Genomic DNA, 18,606 nt, shown 5'->3' with positions numbered 1-18,606 from the left:
ATTACGTTCCCTCCCATTGTTCAAGTAAATAAAACGCCTTCATCTCTAGTTCAATAGTCTCTTCAAGCAGCTTTTTAACCTTTAATAATTGTATGAAGATTCCCGAATGATCTAATCGACTTGAATAATGAAAGTATTTTGATATCTCTATCCAATTTAGGCTTGATTGGTGCATCATTTTTGCAGCTTTCAATAACAAGTGATGATTTGAGAATATTTTTGAAGCTTCATATAAATACTTAGAATATAATGATCTAAAATTCCCACCGCCAGTACCAACTTCGTCAAACATTTTACCAGTTATAATAAGTTGTGCTCGTAAGGGAGAAACATAACACTGTCTATTATTATCAAACTTTTTTAACGGCAAAATTTCAGGCCAACTCACTACCTCATTGGTAAATAATTTGAGTGCCTTATGACTTCCTTCATTTGTATCTTTTAAATAACTCAAAGTATTTTTTTTAATCGCTTTATATATTGCTTCTTTCAGTCTCAATTTATAATTTTGAGGTACATCAATTATGTGCTGTGCATTGTGGGTATTTCCCCAATATAGATCAGCACCTCTAGCTTTTTTAACACATTCAATTGAGGTGACATGTAAATTATTTGACTGTCTCTTATCGTTGATTTTTTTGTCATAAACTTCACCTAGCCAAATATGCTTATCGTCATACCCCACAAGAGGCACCATATGGAAAGGAACTTCTCTCAATATTCCCTTCCAGTAATCAAGCTTAGATTTATCAAGTTCAACAATAACTGGAATGTTATTATTAATTGAAGCCTTTGTATCCTGCCATGCTTTTTCACCATTCGTTTCAAATAGTCTTTTGTGACTCAACTCAAGAACTTCACAAATATTATCGACCCAAGTATAATTTCGACCTCCTGTATAGAAGGCCGGTATGCTAGTTAACACATCGTGCTTTCTATAGCAAAAACCTAAACTACTGTCTAAACCAAATGCCATTGCTTCCGTAAAGTTAAATCCCCAATAATTAAAATAGTTTTGCAAGGTTGTGGAAATGCAGTGGTAACCTGGATGATACACAAACCCTTCAATCATTTTTTTCATGCGGACAGCCCACCATCCACCGTAAACACCCCTCCTGTAATGTAGTCTGATTGGTCACCGGATAAAAATAGAATTAACGATGTTACATCTTGAGGAGTTCCTATTCTTCCAAGCGGTATCTTTTTTATTTCCGAATCCATATCTTTTATAGTCTGATCGGTCATATCTGTAGAAATCAAACCCGGAACTACCACATTCACATTAACCTTCCATTTTGCTGCTTCTTTAGCCAAAGCTTTTGAGAAGGCTACTACAGCCGCCTTTGAAGCCGCATAGTATGTTTGACCTATTTTACTATCATATATACTTACTGAAGAGATATTAATGATTTTCCCAGCCTTTTGTCTGATCATTCGTTTCATAGCCGCATGACAACAACTCATCAATCCTATAACATTCGTGTTTATGCATGTAATCCAATCTTCTTCTGTACTATTGATAAATAATTTATCGTTACTAATCCCAGCGTTATTGACTAAAATATCAATTCTCCCAAACTTCTTTTTAATGTTCTCGAACATTGCCTTAACTTGTTCAGGATCGGATATATCCGCTTGGAGTTGAATTGAATTTGGAGAGAAGGCTTTAATAATTTCGAAGGTCTCGCGTGCCATATCTGTGTCATTTTTATAGTTCATAATTACAATTGCTTTTCTTTTAGAAAATTCAATTGCAACATCCCTGCCTATGCCCCTTGACGAACCCGTAATTAATATAATCTTGTCATTGAACATCAAATTAACTGTCCTTTTGGAAATAATTCAATATGTTTATTTATAAATTCATAACTTTCTTTTAATGCCTTTTGATGGACGCCTGTGTGATTATATAGTTCAACACTTACAAATCCATCATAGTTATGTTTACTAAGAATGCTGAAAATTCGGGGGAAATCCAGATGACCTTGTCCTAGTATTTCATGATAATGAATACGATCTTTAATATCTTCAATATGAATGTGTTTTGTGAAAGGGAGTGCTTTATCAATGGCATTTAAGTAGTCGTCCTCACAACAATTTACGTGCCCTATGTCAAGATTCATTTTGAAATGTTCATTATTACTATCTTTTATTAATTGAATAGCTCCAGTACTAGTGCTAATTAAAAATTCAGGTTCTGGTTCAATTAACAAAGTCAAACCGCCACATTCACTGAGCAATTCTTCAATCGATTCTAAAAGCCAGCTATACGCCATATCCCTGTCTATATTATCTTTCAGTTTACCACTTGCAAAAACTAAGTAAGGTGAATTCAAATTATTAGCAATTTCTATAGATCTCTTTAAAAAGTCTTTTCTAACAGATCTGCATGCTTTATTAGGATTTATGAGTGATGGTTCAAAAGGCATCTCGCCCAATAAATTATCCGCACCAGCAGAAATACAAGAAATAATAATATTGTGATCTGAGCAGAAGTTTTTTAATTCTTCCACTTCTTTTCTTGTAGTCATTAAAGGATGTAAATGGTTTTCATGAAATGATAATTCAACACCATCATAATTATAATTTCTAACTGTTTTAAGCGCTTCCTTAATAGTTAAATGCCTTAACCCATTAGTGTTATAACTTACTTTCATCAATTACTTCCTCCTATCTATAGACTAATGTTTAAATAATTCAGGGCGTTATTTCTAGTTCAAACTTAACACAAAAAAAAGCATATTTTTCATTATTGGCATATAAAGGCATTTTAATGGACTGAATTGTACATTTTTTCACATAGAGGAGCAAGCTATATGTCTTTTATCAATTTTTTGATTGAATCACATTGATTCCTTGAAACAAAAAATACTTGTCCGTCCTCCATTTCTACACTCAATAATCTATCTACCTTCTTTATGTTTTTAACATACTTAAAATTAATAATCATTCCTCTATGAATCATTGCAAAATTATGGTCATAGAGTGTTTTATAGATTTCTTCCAATGACCTACTTTTTAAAATCAATACCTCTTTTTTCAATTTGATTGCTACATTTCTTCCTTCTTTATAAACATACATAATGTCTTCTGCTTTCACATATTGAACCCCATCTTTTAATTCAAATTTATATTTTTTATTTGTATCTAGTTTATTAAGTAGAAATTCTATTACTCCATCAAGCGTATGTTCAGTTTTAACAAATTCAAATGCAACATTGAAATCATTATTTAATGAGAAGGCTATTATTGAAATCTTATTATCTGAAAAATACTGAAAATCCATTAGCGTATTCAAAACATTTCCCAATTCAATGAGGTTAACAAAAAAAACATCAAAATCATTTATTCGATTATCTTTTAAAAAATCAAAACTATCTTTATATACTTTAATTTCATATTTCATATTTTCACCTTTAAAAAAGAAATCTATACGAGACCTTATCACTTCACACAAATAACTTTCATCACATATCGCCATTTTAACCATAAAACACTTCCTCTTTTCATTTTTAAGATATGAAAGAAATGATTATTTTCCGATTAACAGATGGGATGGTCAACTATAAGTTGTTTGGTAGATTCAAGGTTTCCATTCAGAGTTATACTTTTTACAATATGAAACGCATTTAAGATTAATCCTAATCAACAGAAGAATACAATATCCACTATCCAAGATCGCTTTCGATGCAATTCCTTTATGAAACAATTCAGCTGCTAAGTTATAAATGACCTTATGTCTAAAAAGTTTATAAAAGTCACAAAAAAACCTCCTCGAATTTTGTATTAAACAATTATATCTCATATATGGTTTTTATAGTAATTGTTTGACAATTTTTATTAAAACCATGCACATTTACGGCCGGCTTCAAAAAATGACAATCCATCCACACAGCCCGGATCGTCGTGCATTTTTTCCATAAGCAGTAATTTTGTGCGGTAAAAAATTATTTTAATCAAATACTCCGAATGCTCTCTTTGTCCCTTATGTCAACATTTATGCCAAAATACTTCCATTAAGCGTAAGCACGTACCTGCAACCTCCAAAAACATGGAGAACGGAAGCAACATCTGCCCCAGATTTGTATCCTTCGGTCCGTTTGCAGGTGACATCTGTAGGTAGAGCATTTTGAGTAGAACTTCTTCGGTTGAAAAAATGCTCTTGCCCTTCCTCACCTTCCAAGATTGCCAGTGGTGGCTTTTTCGTATCGTTAAAAGCTTCACGTCTGGTTGCTGAGAAGCTGTATACTACCCAACATCGATAACAAAGACATTTATTTAGCTGTAACCCATCCCCGAGTGTCCTATGGATCTCCCCCTCTCTTGAGAAGACAAAAAATACCCTCTCGATGAATGTACCCTTTCTTTTTTTATATGACATAAGATGACATATTTAAGATTTATAATGGGTAGTAGATCAACGAAAGGAGTAACAAATCATGAACCGGAAAATAATTTTAGATTTAGCAGTTACTTTAGATGGTTTTATTGAAGGGACAAACGGGGAGCTTGATTGGTGCATTATGGATTCTGAGATGGAGTTTATTCATTTCTTAAATCAGATTGACACTATTTTGTATGGAAGAACAAGCTATGATTTATGGGGACAATATACTCCGGGAATTGAACAAGATGATACTGAAAAAGAAACTTGGGAATTAATTCATAGTAAAGAAAAATACGTGTTTTCCAGGACACAAAAAGGGACTGACACTAAAGCAATATTCATAAATGATAATATTCTTGAAGAAGTAAATACATTAAAAAACACGCCTGGCAAAGACATCTGGCTATATGGTGGAGCAAGTCTTATTACAACTTTTATCAATTTAGGGCTTGTTGATGAATTTAGATTATCTGTTCACCCAGTCATTCTGGGAGAAGGAAAACCGTTGTTTATTGATATTAAACAGAGGCTGAATTTGACAATGGTTAATACAAGAAAGTTCTCCTCTGGCGTTGTGCAACTAATCTATCATTTGAATGAGAAATAAACCAAAAAAATGAAGCGGGCATACGCCCGCTCCATTCCTTAAGCTTCTGTTTCCTTAAATTAACCTGCCATATACTGACTTTGGAAAAGCAAATCATAGGTCTCGTTTCGGTTACATAGGTTTTGATGGGTATCAAAGGCTACCACCCTGCCATCTTTCAGAACCATTACCTTGTCGCAGTCCAGAATAGAAGATAGACGGTGAGCAATGGAAATCATGGTTTTCCCCGAGGAGAGACTCTTGAGTTCTGTAATGATGTCACTCTCATTTTCGCTGTCAAGGGCGCTTGTACTTTCGTCAAAAATGATGATGTCCCTGTCCTGTAAAAAAGCACGGGCAATCGATAAGCGCTGTTTCTGGCCTCCGGAGAGTTTCACACCCTTTTCACCGATAATTGTATCCATCTTATTCTGCAAGGTTTGGGTGAAGTCATATATACTCGCTCTGCGGCAGCACTCTATCAATTCGTCATCGGTTGCGTCGGCCTTTGCCAGCAACAAGTTGTCTCTGATCGTCATATTGAAAAGAACGGGTTCCTGCACAACAATACTCACTTTGTCTGAGACACTTTCGCCGTTCACCGAATATATATCAATGCCACCAATGCTTACAGTACCCTCTTGCGGTTTAATCTGCCCTGTCAGCAGTTTAGCGATTGTAGACTTGCCGCTGCCGCTTTCACCAACGATAGCCAGATGCTCGCCCTTACGCACGGAGAACGAAATACCGTCAAGAGCAAATGAAACGTTCCCCTCATAGGTGAATTCCAGATTTTCAACATTTATATCTGTTCCGTCAATTCGCCTATAGGGCCTCTTGTCTGCTTCTAAATTTAATATCCCGATAACTTTACCGATGTTCACCGAATCATTCTTGAAATTCATCATGGAATTACTAATGTTCTCTATAAACCCGAAAAACTGCCCGTAAAAGCTAATAAAAACGAGTAGTACACTGACTTCAGAATAGCCTTTAATAACAAATAATCCACCGATAAAATAGATGAACAGTTGGGTAATGAAGTTCTTCGTGAAGAACGAATAGGTAATCCCCAGATGTAAATAGAGCTGATTCAGGAACCAAACAGGCCTGATCTTCTTGTAGTGCCCGTTTAATTCAGCGAGTTGCGCGTCTTCCAGGTTGTTGGTCTTGATATCCTTCCAGTTCTGAAAATTGGAGTGTAAAAAGGATTCATATTTAATTTGTAGTTTCCATAGTTCCTCTCCGGTCTTCTTCGTCTTTGCTCCCAAAAAATTAACCGTAAATAAAGAGACCGGAACAAAAATAAAACTGAGGAGCGCGATTCGCCAGTCGTAGCACAGCAAAATAACGGCCAGCGCAACAGCGTAAACGACAGCATAGATAAAATCCAATATATGAGTCGTGAAGAATTTACCGGCAACCGCAGAATCGTTCTCAATCCGGCTCTTGACGTCGCCAATGCTATAATTGCTATACACCTCATTATCAAGGCTGATATATTTTTTCAGCAATTTATTCTTTATTCTCAGGTCATATTTCAGGATTAAACGGTTTGAAAATCTCTTACTGACTGCAATCCCGATGGTCGCAAACAGAAAAACAGCCAGATAACCGGCAATGACAGGCCAAAGCTCGTTCATATGCTTATCCACTAGAACGCGATTAACCAACAACGAGTACAAGAACAAAGGGACAAGTCCGAATATTAAGTTCCACAGCTTGAACAAACCGAGCGCAAGGAGCGGCTTGTTAATACCGTCTATATCCCGGGTTAATGCCTTAAAGGTGTCCAATCGTGTCATACAGCTTCACCTCCTGCATACTGTTCGCTGAATAAGTCTATATACGTTTTATTGCTTGTAATCAGTACGTCGTGAGTATCATAGCCTTTGACAACGCCGTCCGCCAGAACCGCGATTTTATCGCAGCTCTTGATGGTGGAAAAACGGTGGGCGATGATTATCAGCGTCCGGTCTTGCGACAGATCACTCATCACCTTCCGGATAAGTACTTCATTCCGGCTGTCGAGGAACGATGTGGCTTCGTCGAAGACCAGAATCTTGGGATTCTTGACTAATATCCTCGCGATTGCCAACCGCTGCTTCTGCCCGCCGGATAATTCCTGCCCGTCCGTCCCAAGCAGCGTGTCCAGTCCGTCCGGGAAGGTCTGGACAACATTATAAAGAGCGGCCTTTTTGATAGCCTCCATCAATGCGTCGTCATTATCCTTGTTGTTAGTAAAGGAAAGGTTGTAACGCAGGGTATGATCGTACAGAATAGTCTCCTGATGGACAATCCCCACCTGGCTCCGCAAGCTATGCAGGTTATACTCATTGACATTCATTCCGTCGATCAGAAGCTCGCCGCTGTCAACATTATATAGATTGTAGAGCAGGTTCCCCATCGTTGTTTTCCCCGCACCACTCTTCCCGACAATGCCAATCGTGCTTCCTGCATCCACGCGGAGGTTGAACCCGTTCAGAACAGGTCTATCTTCCGTGTATCCAAAAGTGACATTGTTAAATTCAATCCTGCCCTCCTTGATTTGTTTCGGAGGCTGGTTTTCTTGGTAATCTTCTTCCTCTTCATTCAGAATATCCACGACACGCTGTAAGGAGACGGACTGCACCCAGACATCGGCCATTTTGCTGTTAATGGAGCTGAAGTAATTCACGGCCATATTGAAATAGCTTATGGCGGCTACAAAAACGCCGAGCTGCATTTGGTCTTTAACAATGAAATAGGCGCAGATGATAAAGATCAATAGTTGCGCGATCAGAGTGATGAATGAATTCACCCTCTCTGTCGTCACTTCGATTCTTCCGTTTTCCACGTTCATTTTATGGATGGATGCCGTCTTTCTTAGATAAGTGCTCGCTACTTTTTTACCTGCGTTAAGGATTTTGATCTCCTGCATATTCTTCACGATTTCAAATAAATAAGAGGATAGTTTCCCCTGTGCTGATGCAATTTCCTTGTTGACCTTTTGCGATCTTGTCTTGAAATATTTCGAGGCAAAAAACACGGCAGGAACCAAAACAACCGTAAAAGCCCCCAGAAGTAGGTTGTAGTAAAACATGAAGCCGACAGCAAATGTGATATGCAATAAGTTGGAATATCCCCAAAGTCCGCTCCAGAAGACGAGATTCATAATATCCGTGGCGTCGTGGTTCATCAGGCTGATCATATCCCCGCTGTACATCCCGGACAGGTCTTTCCCTTTTTTATGTAATACCTTATTGAAAAGCGCCCGCCGGATATCAAAGACAAACCCCGTCATCATCTGCGACGATATGAGATTGTTCAGCGTCGCAACGACAAACTGATTGAACAAGAGGATGCCGGCATAGATCAGGCACAAATCCAAAAAGGCGGTCATATCTTTATCATAAAAAGCGATATTGATTAACTTCCCGCCCAGGAACGGATAAATCAAATTGACCATTGTCATTAATGTAGTGATAATGAACCCGCATACAAATACCCATTTGTGCATCAGCATAAATTTGGTGACCCATTGCCTTTTGGTCATCCACTCACCGCTTTCCATATATTCACAAAAGATATTGTAGCACAATTGTTCGTATATAAGAAGCTCAAAAAACACCTGTCAATGACAGGTGTTTATGAATCAACAACCAGCTAAACCCAATAGAATCTATTTGGTTTTGTATATATTTGTCAGCGGATTCACGCCAAGCTAAGAGTTCTTTGGCACCGCTCAGGCCAGCAAGGCGCGGGCTACCTGATCCACAATGCAATTGATGCCTGTCGGTCCATAGCAGCCGATCCAGGTAGCGGCATCCACCGGGTATATATGCCGCCGCCCGTCTGCATCCAGCATGCCCCAGACGCTTTGCTCTGTCACGGATATTCCCTCCTGCAGCATCTCGTTGCTAAGCAAAAAGTAGTGGTTAGCATGCACAGCCGGCAGTCGGTCGACTGAAATATGATAAGCCGTGTCGGAGGTATCTGCGACAAATAGCGGAGCAGGCAGACCCAGGTCCCGGTACAGTACGGCGCCGGTGCGATGAGAAGCAGTATGCACCCGAACCAATGACTCCCGCGGGCGGATCAGAGCCACGCTCTTACCCGCCAGTACCGGGGCAAGTTCTGCTGACAGCAATGCCGTACGGCGATGGTAATCGGCAATAATACGTTCCGCCTCTGCCCGCTTACCCGTCAGTTCGCCGAACAGGCTCAGAATCGTCTGCCAGCTCTCATTGCGCTTAAACATTATAGTTGGAGCCATCCGGCTTAAGCGTTCATAGTGCTGATCATGCACCTCGGTACAGATAATCAAATCCGGCCGCAGCCGTTCTACAGCCTGCAGGTCAGGGTACTCATAGGTTCCGAGCATTTCCGTTGCCTTAAGCCTTTCCCGGATATATTGAGGGAAATTTAACGCCGCACTACCCAATCCTACACTTCCTGCGGGAGACATCTCAAGCGCAAGCAAATGGTCAGCATATTGAACGTCGAGTACGGCGATTCGCCGCGGAGAAGTGGTAACGCGATATTCGCCTCGCATATGGCATATCACCGGTCCCAGCAGCGACTCGTACGAGCAGGCCAAGCGGTCCGGCAGCCCGGAACAAGCGGTGAGCGCACTGGTCCCGGAAGCGGCAGTGCGCCTGTACAGCTGTGGGGGAACTCCATAATATTTCTTGAACGCTCTGCTGAAGTAATACATGTCGCGGTAGCCTGTTCTTTCAGCGATTTCGCCGATGGGAGCGTCCGTATGGCGCAGCATCCGCTCTGCACTCTCCATCCGCAGCTGGATCACATATTCCATCGGTCCGAGCAACTTCTCCTGTTTGAACCGCCGCTGCAGCTGTCTCGCGCCGCATCCGGCAAGCGCAGCCAGCTCTTTAAGCTCCAGCTCCTGACGATAATGCCCCGCTATATAGGCAGCGACAACATCCACCATGTCCGGCTCTGCGCCGCCCTGACCGCGTTCCTGCTCCATAATAAGCTCATAGAGCATTCCTTGCAGCAGCGCATTGGCATGGAAACGTTCCAGCCCCTCTCCCCGGCTCCATTTGGCTGTGATCCTGTCCGCCGTCTGATGCAGCTCCGCCGGGAGCACGGGATGGTGAACAAACGAAGTGCGCAGCGGGTGATTACGTTGCGGGAAGAGAACATGGGCGGCTCCCGCCATAGGAAAGGCCTTGTAGATAATAACGGTATAATGAATGTTTTCTGATCCCGCAGTCAAAGTAAAGGCTGATCCCTTGACAGCATGACAAACAAAAGAGGCCTGGACATGGAAAAATTCACCATTCATCACAAGCCCCCCTTGCCCGCCGCCTGCCAGCAACAACAGATTAGCCGTCAATCCCGTTTCGCTCATAACACCGCCGGGCGGCAATGTACCGCTGCGCACGTCAAGCGTCTTGATCGCCGTGTCACTCCATAAACTTGCCTGCTCTTGCAGCGGCATTTCTCTCATCTCCTGACAATAGCATCCTTTGCTAAACGGATGTACCTGTTGTCATTTTAATTGAGATTCATTCTCATTGTCAATTTTCGGGCATTTCCTGCAATATTCCCCCGACATCCGGTAATAGAAACAGCAGGTAATGCGCTTGGTCTTCGCAACCGGAGCCTTGTCATTGTTCTCTGTGTACCGGGTAAACGGATTGCGTCTTGCGCCGAACAATTGCCCGGGGGCCACCCGGGTCAGAAACGCAAAATCTTCTTGTATTCGCTGCCTTTCTTGCCCGAATTCGTCTGCTCCAGGAGAATACAGCGGAGCAATACGCACCATAATATTCTCCCAAAGCACCGCTATAGAGACGGGGCCAATGGCGGCAAGCGTCTCCAGCAGCGGCGCAAGCCGTGCCGCAAAAAGCTCCTCTACGACTTCTTCCCGCCACGCTTCCCTATCTTCCGGTGGTGATGCTGCCCGAAGCCCGTTCAGCGCTAGGAAAGGAAAATGCGTATCTCCTGTAGAATCCGGGAAAGCCGGATGATAAAGGAAGCTTCTGTCCAGCGGGAAGAAGACTTCCTGATTATGAAAAGTCATGGCGGTCAGCAACGGCGCGATCCACAGATAGCCGATCCGCTTGGCCAGCATGGAAGCCGCAACCTGCATGTCCGGTGCGCCGATATAACCCTTAAGCCAGCTTACATATTCTCGGCACGCAGCTTCTTCATGCAGTTGGCTCAGAGCAATAGTACGGACGCTGCCTTTCGGCGGCTCGCCTAGCCACAGACTGTATTCTTCAGCCATTTCCCTCCAGGAGGCCGACGATAGATAGTTGTCCATTTCAATGCGATCCCAGCAGCGCTTCCGAGGCCTGATCTACGATAATGTTGAGCGCAATGGGACCATAGTAAGCGATCCAGAGCGTTGAATTCACATTATATGCACGGTTATTCTTGACTGCATCAAGGGATTTCCAGACCGGACTGCTTGCCAGAACCTCTGCCTCTTTGGCGAACAGTTCATCCGACAGCAGGAAATAGTGATCTGCTCCGATGTCAGCGACCGTCTCCATCGAGATTTCAACGGAGGTTTCATCTTTAATCTTCTGGACGAATGCAGGGACATTCAATCCCAAATCCTCATAAAGAATGCTTCCGGTCCGATGCTCGGGACCATGTACACGAATACCTTCCGGTCTCGGGCGAATCAGCGCTACCGTTTCGTCGCCCAGCTTCGCCGACAGCTGCTCCCGCAGTCCGACGATCTTGTCCTCGTAAGCCTGTCGCACGACCTCCGCCTCCGCCTGCTTGCCTGTTATCGTACCGATGGTAGCCAACGTATCCCGCCAATCCTCGTAGAAGTCGAGTACTATTGTAGGCGCGATTTTACTAACGCTGTCATATACCTCCTCCTGAAAGTCGGTCATTAATATAAGATCCGGATTCAACGCCACAATAGCCTCAAGATTGGGCTCATCACGTGTGCCGAGGACCTTCACATCACCCAGTTGGCCGCTTAAATATTCTGGAAACTCGTCCTTCGTTCCAGCCACAACGCTGCCTGCCGGGTGCTCGCCAATCGCTATCAATTGATCGACGAATTTCACATCAAGCGCAGCGATCACCTTCGGCTTCTCGGTCAGCGTATATTCACCCTTCAGGTGCTGGATGGTAACCGGGAAGGCTGCAGCAGCCTGCGCCTCCGGCGATGTCTGAGCCTGTGTTTCAGACCCTGGAGACGGCTCGGCTGAAGCTGCAGCAGACGGCTGTGCGGCTGTGCCTGCATTGGTGCCCCCTCCAGTGCCGCAGGCCGTCAGCACAAGTACCAGTGCCAGCATCCATACCATTAATGGTCCACATTTTTGGGCGGCGTTCATCTTGCTGCCGGTTGCCTGCCTCTTTGTTGCTCTGTTCATGCTGACTCCCCCTTTTGTATGATAATGATTTTCATTATCAAATTACATAATGCGAGTATAATCGATCAACACACTCCGTTTCCATGTACTTTTGCGACATTGCAGCCGGATTAATGCGACATTGTGTTCCATAGACACGAGTCATTTCGTGTTTTTTAGCCTTATCACATTCTCCTGCTTACTCAGTGACTCTTTGCAGCTCAAATTGTGTGGCTTCTAACATCAGGATAAGTCTATCATTATTAACATCCAAAAAACTTACAGGTATAGAAAGTCCTGTAGACGAGTCAGATACGCTTAATGCTTTCACTTCATCATTTTCATTTAAACTCAGCATATCCATTTTAAATAATCTGTAAAAAGAGTCCTTGTTGTAGCATATCTCAGTAATATTATAGTGTGGATCTTCTAGTTCATATTGATAAGCCTTATAGCTTTCAAACCCTTTTGATGAAAAGAGATCTTGATTGATTATAATTTCATCACCAATAACTTGTTGCCCTGTTGGATATCCAGACGCATCATTATATGAATTTGCAAAGCCTAACATCTTTTCAACTTTCCAGGTTCCATAGAAAAACTCCTCAGTTTCACTATCCAAATCTATATTTCCTACAAAAGGCTCCGATGTTGCATTACCCAAACAGGCAGACAATATAGACATCATTAGCAGCATTACTATTTTCACCCTCATTTCCACTCTTCCAATTAGAAATCATCGGCCTTTTTGTCCTTGTCTGAGGAATATACCGGCTGATTTGCGTTTTTTACGCTTCAAAACCGTTTGCAGAGGATTTGTCAGCATCACAATTGCAATTGTGAGCAAAAGCATAACCGCTAAGGATAACATGGACAAAATAAGATTTCCCGGTTCGGAAGTATTCATGAAGGTTCCCGTATCAAATCTCATAACCGTCAGTCCTGACAAGATCGGGTACACACTGCGGATCGTGACGTTCTTGATAAACATGGAAATATATCCGTATAGAAAGGATACGATAACTCCCCCCATGAAAATCCCAGGTTTCCTGCTTGTAAACGCAAGGATGGGCAGTAGCGCAATATATGTAAAAGCCGATATGCCCAGCATCTGTAGAAAGCCTGTGAACAGCACAGCAATGCTCAGTCCTGAAACACCTGACAACCATCCGACAATCAGCGTTACCGCATAGCTGTAAAACCCGAACAGCACACTTAAGATTCCCATGGTCAGCAATTTCCCGAACAACAGGCGCTGAAAGCTTACCGGAACAGGCAGGATATTCTTCAAAGTGTCATCTTTATATTCCCGGTTGATTACATAGCCACCAATCAATGTGAAAATTACAGGCATGAAGATGGTTACACTGTTCCAGATAGAACTGTTAACAAGCGCCTCAAAGTTAAAGTTCTGTACTTTAGCTTCCTCCATCACAACCGATTGTGTAAATACAGACAAAACTGCAGGAAGGGTCATACCGATGAGGCCAATGAGCAAAATATGAAACCGCTTTAATTTCAAAAATTCAGTTTTTATAATACGAAGCACTAAAGATCCCCCCTTTCTTCAAATTTCTCTGCGTCGGTAGATGCAGATCATCAAGCAGATGCAGACCGCCGCTTCCAGCAAAAGCACACCAAAACATACTGCTGCCGGTACAAAGTATGGACTGAAACGATTGTAAAACTGTATCTGGATATCACCGATGGGCGTGTAAAATTGGTATAGCCATCGAAAAATCATTGGGATAGGCATAAGTGTTCCGGCATTGAACCCCAGAGGCTGCCTCAGTACACCATCGCTAAAGTGCATGATATAATTTAACATTGTGTAAAAAAACACAATGATAACCGATAATATGTAGCTTTTATTAAACCATACAACCAGCACAATACAAGGAAGCGCAGCCGCCCACAGCAATATCCCTGTTGCTAATGTCAGGTTGAATTGCAAAAAGAAATCGTTTAAGGGGATGTTTTGTATCGCTGCGATTACAGTGCCGGTTATAAACCCTATCAATTGAAAGAAAATCGAAAAAAGCAGCAAAACGATCATTTTTACGAATACAAGCTGCATTTTAGATATAGGAATACTCAGCAGATTTTTGAGTGTATCATTATCCTGCTCAGAAAAAAACAGCACGGATGCGAGGACGATTAATATCGGCATAAGCAGTATAAAACCGCTATACTCTCTTACCGTAGACTGAATATCTTCATAATTCGCCTCAAGCAGGATGGAGTTAAAAATAGGGAAAATTAAAGCTGCCAGTATTCCGAAGATAAATATTTTCTTTCTTTTGAATTTTGTAAATTCACTTAGCAGCAGGTTACGCAATGCCTTCACCTCCGGTGATACGTTTGAAGTAATCCTCCAAAGTATCTTCACAGATGTGGGCTTCCGATACCTCCAATCCGTTTTCAATAAAAGTTCGGTTTAATGCAGCTACAGACAAATTGTTAGTATACAGCCGTAAGCTGTGATCATTCTCCACTGTAAAGTTGTTCACCCCAAAGCTTCTCTCTATGATTCTGGCTGCCTGCGCTGTATCGGAAACCACAAAATGAATGTATTTACCGTTCTTTTCTTCCAGCTCAGCTAGACTTTCTTCCTCCAGTAATACACCATGGTCAATAATTCCAATGTCATCCACCAACAGGGAGATTTCTGATAGAATATGGCTGGATATTAAAATGGTTTTCCCTTTCACATCGCACAGCTCCCGGATAAACGAACGCACCTCGGCAATCCCGATGGGATCCAGCCCATTGATCGGCTCATCCAAAATCAGCAGCTCCGGATCGTGCATAATGGCAAGAGCAATGGCCAAGCGCTGCTTCATACCAAGGGAGTACTGAGAGAACAGCTTTTTATCTCCGTATGGCAGTCCCACAACTTCCAATGCACTTTGAACGGCATTACGCTTGGAAACACCTCTAAGCTGTGCAAAGATTTTCAGGTTTTCTGTACCTGTCAAATTCGGATAAAACCCCGGTGCTTCAATTAAGCTGCCAATGCGGGGCAGGATTTTCTTTTCATTCCCCTGAATATTTTTGCCAAAAATCCGAACCTCTCCAGAAGTAGGTCTAGTCAGATTCAGCAGCATTTTCATTGCTGTGGTTTTCCCTGCTCCATTTCGTCCAAGCAGACCATAGATGCGGCCTTTTTTTACATGGATATTCAAGTTAGCCACGCTTTTCTGCTCGCCATATTGTTTGGTAAGATGGTTTGTTTCAATTATGAAATCACTCAAGCTTAACAACCTCCTTTCCTTGTTGATAATAAGTCTATCACCCCAATCTTGCATTAACCTTGCCGCTAACTTGCATTAACCTTGCAATTTGCATAGATAGACAGTAAAAACAGTATATTGATGGGGTTCGCTTTGAACAGTAATTCTGCCGTTCATTTTTTCAACCATCTGCCTGACAATGGACAATCCCAATCCACTTCCCTTATCAGAACGGCCTTTATCGCATTTATATAACCTATTAAAGATGTGCTGCAAATCGGTTTTCTCAATTCCAATTCCATTATCCTCTATGTAAATTTCAATTTCCGTTTCCTTTTCTGCTATTTCAATTTTAATCTGCACCGCCTGACTATGGGTAATGACGTTTTGAATCAAATTGTTAACAATGCGGGCATATCCGTCCAGATCTACTTTGGCAAGCAGCGGCTTTTCCGGAATTTCTATTTGGTACTCCAAATGATTTTCCTCAAAAACAGGTATCCAGTCCTTCAGAATATTTCTTGTCAGCTCCCCAATCTCCACCTGCTCTATGGATAAGGCAAACTCACTTGAGTTCAATTTAAACCAATCGAATAGAATATCTATATAGTCTTTCAGGTCATGAGCCTTTCGTCTTGCAATCTCAAGATAATCCTCCCGCTCTTTGCCAGCTATAATCCCTCTGTGAACTGCATCCATATATCCGATCAAAGTAGTAAGCGGCGTCCTTACATCATGAGAAAGACTGGTCATCATCTGACGATTGGTTTCTTCCGCTACTCTGAGCTGTGAGAGCTGACCTTCATAGCGATAAATTATCCCATTGATTTTATAGGCCAGATCTGCGGTCAACTCATTGTTTGCGGCAAGAATTCTCCGATTACCGTTTCCGGACTCAATATCATTCAAGGCATCCATCATGTCCTTAAGCTGCCGCTTAACACCAATCAGTACGGACATACAGGTAATACCGAAGAGGACTGCAAGGCAAAATAATATGCCCAAAGCTACATTGAGAATCACGGCCTACACCTCCTTGTTAAAACGATAACCAATCCCCTTTACCGTCTGGATATAAAATGGTGTGCCAGTGTCAGGTTCAATCTTTTTACGGAGGCGGCTGATAATGGCCATAATGTTGCTATCATCAAAAAGGTATGACTCGCCCCAAACTTCCTCGTAAATCTGCTGCTTCGTCAGGATTCTTCCTTGGTTTTTGGCGCAGAACAGCAACAGGTCAAATTCTTTCGGCGGTAATTCAAACGTACCATGCAGTGAGGTTACGCTCCGGCTATCTAAGTCTATGGTCAGCCCTTGATAGGCCAGCGGATGTGAATGCTCTCCCGTCAGATTGAAGCGTGTGTATCGGCGTATCAGGGAAACCACACGGGCAATCAATTCTTCCATATCAAAGGGCTTGGTCAGATAATCATCTGCACCGGAGCGAAGCCCGCGGACTTTTGAGGTATTGTCATGTTTAGAAGTTAGCATCAGAATGGGAATGCTGCTTTGTTGGCGTATTGTCATCATTGTCTGGAAACCGTCCATTCCCGGCATCATCACATCCAGAAGGATGAGCTGATAGTCATTCTTATCGAGCATGGTCAGTCCCTCAACGCCAGAATAGCAGCTATCTGCATCTATACGTTCAGCCGCCACACACTGCCTGATCAAAGCACATAATTCCTTATCATCATCTATAATTAAAATTCTGTTTATCAAGATTCTTCCTCCTCGTATCTATCATCTTCCGGTTATTGATTATACATTTATCCCCTTTTTCTGTATATCTGTTCCTCTGATCTGCTGTATCCATCCTTCTCCTTCTGTTCATACAAAAAGACCGCCGACAATACCGTCGACAGTCTAAGAATGGGAAGCTCCCTTATTTAACTAAGTTAAATATTAACCCCAATATTGCCGGGCAATCTGTTGTCCTTGATTAATCTTCGCCCACTGCTCATCTTCCGTTAATTCATTACCGCCATCGCAGGACGCGAAACCGCACTGATGAGAGAGTAGCAGTCTATCCTTGTCAATAATTTTAGATGCTTCATCAAGCATTTGAATGACACGAGCCTCATCGTCAAGCGTATTGGTTTTAGAAGACAACAATCCAAGTACAATTTCCGTCTCCGGCTTATCTTTGAACACCGCAAGCGCCTCAAGTGAGCCTGCACGGTCATCATCCCATTCTAGGAAAAAGCGGTCGTATTTAAGCTGCTTCAAGAACAGATTAGCAATTTTAGCATAGGAGCCTCCACCCATATTACGGGAATCATAGTTACCGCGGCAGTTATGAGTCCACATTTTGAGGCCTAAGCTATGACCAAAATCTATGATTGTATTGTTAATGTCTATAAATTCTGTAGCCAGAGCCTGTACTTCCTCTTGATTGATGTTCTCGCCAGTATATGGTGAGTTCGGGTTATCATCTGCAAATAGCTCCCATAAGCAATCGTCGAATTGCAGAATTTGTCCTCCAGCAGCAGCAAATTCCTTAACAAAATCCTTGTATGCCTTAACAAGACCGTTTTTAAGCTCATGTCTGTCCTTATAAACGGCTTCTGTGCCGCCAATGTTATCTGACCATGATAACTCACCAAAAATATGGGATGGAGAAGGTACGCACAGCTTGGTTTCACGGTCGCCAGCAAGGGCTTGAAGCTTACGATAGGCATGAATGAAATGATGGTTCTTTCCATCCAATTCACCTGTAATGCGCAAACCGATATCTTTTCTAGTCTCATATTTGGAAGTTCCATCTGTATCTTTGAAGAAATATCCATGATCCGCAATATAGCGGTCAACCCCTTGGAAGCCCCAGACAAAGTCCAGATGCCACATCGATTTGGAATATTCTCCATCCGTAAGAATGGACAACCCATTGTTAATTTCTTTGTCGACTACAGCCTGAATCGCCTCAGCTTCACACTGCTCATACCCCTCAAAGTCCGGGTAAAAGGGATACTGGATATCATCACGATGTTCAATTTGCTGTTTATATTCTAATAAATTCGACGGACGCAGCAGGCTGCCTACGATTTGAAATCTATTGCACATGAAAAATCC

Annotated in this window: 17 protein-coding genes; 1 reads left to right on the top strand and 16 read right to left on the bottom strand. The window is 42.2% G+C overall.

Annotated elements, in window-relative coordinates; genetic code table 11:
• Position 1: 1 nt before the first annotated feature.
• From B9T62_RS36310 to B9T62_RS36295, 4 genes are all read right to left on the bottom strand, one after another.
• Positions 2 to 1,081: a BtrH N-terminal domain-containing protein gene (locus B9T62_RS36310; protein ID WP_087919695.1), complete on the bottom strand. Its 1,080-nt coding sequence runs from the start codon at positions 1,079 to 1,081 to the stop codon at positions 2 to 4.
• Complete coding sequence (fabG, locus tag B9T62_RS36305; protein WP_087919694.1) at positions 1,078 to 1,815, bottom strand: 3-oxoacyl-ACP reductase FabG; 738 nt, start codon at positions 1,813 to 1,815, stop codon at positions 1,078 to 1,080. Before fabG ends, B9T62_RS36310 begins: the two co-directional genes overlap by 4 nt.
• Positions 1,815 to 2,657 carry a sugar phosphate isomerase/epimerase family protein gene (locus B9T62_RS36300; RefSeq protein WP_087919693.1) on the bottom strand — a complete coding sequence of 281 codons (843 nt, stop codon included), beginning with the start codon at positions 2,655 to 2,657 and terminating at the stop codon, positions 1,815 to 1,817. Before B9T62_RS36300 ends, fabG begins: the two co-directional genes overlap by 1 nt.
• 155 nt (positions 2,658 to 2,812) lie before the next feature.
• Positions 2,813 to 3,490: a LytTR family DNA-binding domain-containing protein gene (locus B9T62_RS36295; protein ID WP_087919692.1), complete on the bottom strand. Its 678-nt coding sequence runs from the start codon at positions 3,488 to 3,490 to the stop codon at positions 2,813 to 2,815.
• 949 nt (positions 3,491 to 4,439) lie between these two features.
• Between B9T62_RS36295 and B9T62_RS36290 the strand changes: the two genes are divergently transcribed.
• The gene (locus tag B9T62_RS36290) at positions 4,440 to 4,994 is read left to right on the top strand and encodes a dihydrofolate reductase family protein (protein WP_087919691.1); all 555 of its coding nucleotides are present in this window, start codon (positions 4,440 to 4,442) and stop codon (positions 4,992 to 4,994) included.
• A gap of 59 nt (positions 4,995 to 5,053) precedes the next feature.
• Here the strand turns inward: B9T62_RS36290 and B9T62_RS36285 are convergent, their stop codons facing one another.
• The 12 genes from B9T62_RS36285 to B9T62_RS36230 form a co-directional block, all read right to left on the bottom strand.
• On the bottom strand, positions 5,054 to 6,778 hold the full coding sequence (locus B9T62_RS36285) for an ABC transporter ATP-binding protein (RefSeq protein WP_087919690.1): 1,725 nt from the start codon (positions 6,776 to 6,778) through the stop codon (positions 5,054 to 5,056).
• Positions 6,775 to 8,508 carry an ABC transporter ATP-binding protein gene (locus B9T62_RS36280; protein WP_169834492.1) on the bottom strand — a complete coding sequence of 578 codons (1,734 nt, stop codon included), beginning with the start codon at positions 8,506 to 8,508 and terminating at the stop codon, positions 6,775 to 6,777. The genes B9T62_RS36285 and B9T62_RS36280 overlap by 4 nt, the downstream gene beginning before the upstream one ends.
• A gap of 189 nt (positions 8,509 to 8,697) precedes the next feature.
• Complete coding sequence (locus tag B9T62_RS36275; RefSeq protein WP_087919688.1) at positions 8,698 to 10,419, bottom strand: helix-turn-helix domain-containing protein; 1,722 nt, start codon at positions 10,417 to 10,419, stop codon at positions 8,698 to 8,700.
• A gap of 51 nt (positions 10,420 to 10,470) precedes the next feature.
• A complete protein-coding gene (locus tag B9T62_RS36270; RefSeq protein ID WP_087919687.1) occupies positions 10,471 to 11,247 on the bottom strand; it encodes an IucA/IucC family C-terminal-domain containing protein in 777 nt (258 codons plus the stop codon).
• Between the two features lies 1 nt (position 11,248).
• Positions 11,249 to 12,322, bottom strand: a complete 1,074-nt coding sequence (locus tag B9T62_RS36265) for an ABC transporter substrate-binding protein (RefSeq protein ID WP_087919686.1) — start codon at positions 12,320 to 12,322, stop codon at positions 11,249 to 11,251.
• 178 nt (positions 12,323 to 12,500) lie between these two features.
• Complete coding sequence (locus B9T62_RS36260) at positions 12,501 to 13,010, bottom strand: hypothetical protein (RefSeq protein WP_245864237.1); 510 nt, start codon at positions 13,008 to 13,010, stop codon at positions 12,501 to 12,503.
• 27 nt (positions 13,011 to 13,037) lie between these two features.
• Positions 13,038 to 13,850, bottom strand: coding sequence for an ABC transporter permease (locus B9T62_RS36255; protein WP_087919685.1), 813 nt, complete (start codon positions 13,848 to 13,850; stop codon positions 13,038 to 13,040).
• 18 nt (positions 13,851 to 13,868) lie between these two features.
• Positions 13,869 to 14,648, bottom strand: a complete 780-nt coding sequence (locus B9T62_RS36250; protein ID WP_245864726.1) for an ABC transporter permease — start codon at positions 14,646 to 14,648, stop codon at positions 13,869 to 13,871.
• Positions 14,632 to 15,555: an ABC transporter ATP-binding protein gene (locus B9T62_RS36245; RefSeq protein WP_087919683.1), complete on the bottom strand. Its 924-nt coding sequence runs from the start codon at positions 15,553 to 15,555 to the stop codon at positions 14,632 to 14,634. Before B9T62_RS36245 ends, B9T62_RS36250 begins: the two co-directional genes overlap by 17 nt.
• A gap of 75 nt (positions 15,556 to 15,630) precedes the next feature.
• Entirely contained in the window at positions 15,631 to 16,557 is a 927-nt protein-coding gene (locus tag B9T62_RS36240; protein WP_087919682.1) for a sensor histidine kinase, read from the bottom strand.
• A gap of 3 nt (positions 16,558 to 16,560) precedes the next feature.
• Positions 16,561 to 17,256 carry a response regulator transcription factor gene (locus tag B9T62_RS36235; protein WP_087919681.1) on the bottom strand — a complete coding sequence of 232 codons (696 nt, stop codon included), beginning with the start codon at positions 17,254 to 17,256 and terminating at the stop codon, positions 16,561 to 16,563.
• A 183-nt stretch (positions 17,257 to 17,439) separates the two neighbouring features.
• Positions 17,440 to 18,597, bottom strand: coding sequence for a cobalamin-independent methionine synthase II family protein (locus B9T62_RS36230; RefSeq protein WP_087919680.1), 1,158 nt, complete (start codon positions 18,595 to 18,597; stop codon positions 17,440 to 17,442).
• Positions 18,598 to 18,606: the final 9 nt, after the last annotated feature.

It is taken from the genome of Paenibacillus donghaensis, assembly GCF_002192415.1.
Classification (GTDB): domain Bacteria; phylum Bacillota; class Bacilli; order Paenibacillales; family Paenibacillaceae; genus Paenibacillus_AQ; species Paenibacillus_AQ donghaensis.
This window is presented reverse-complemented; position numbering and strand designations above follow the sequence as displayed.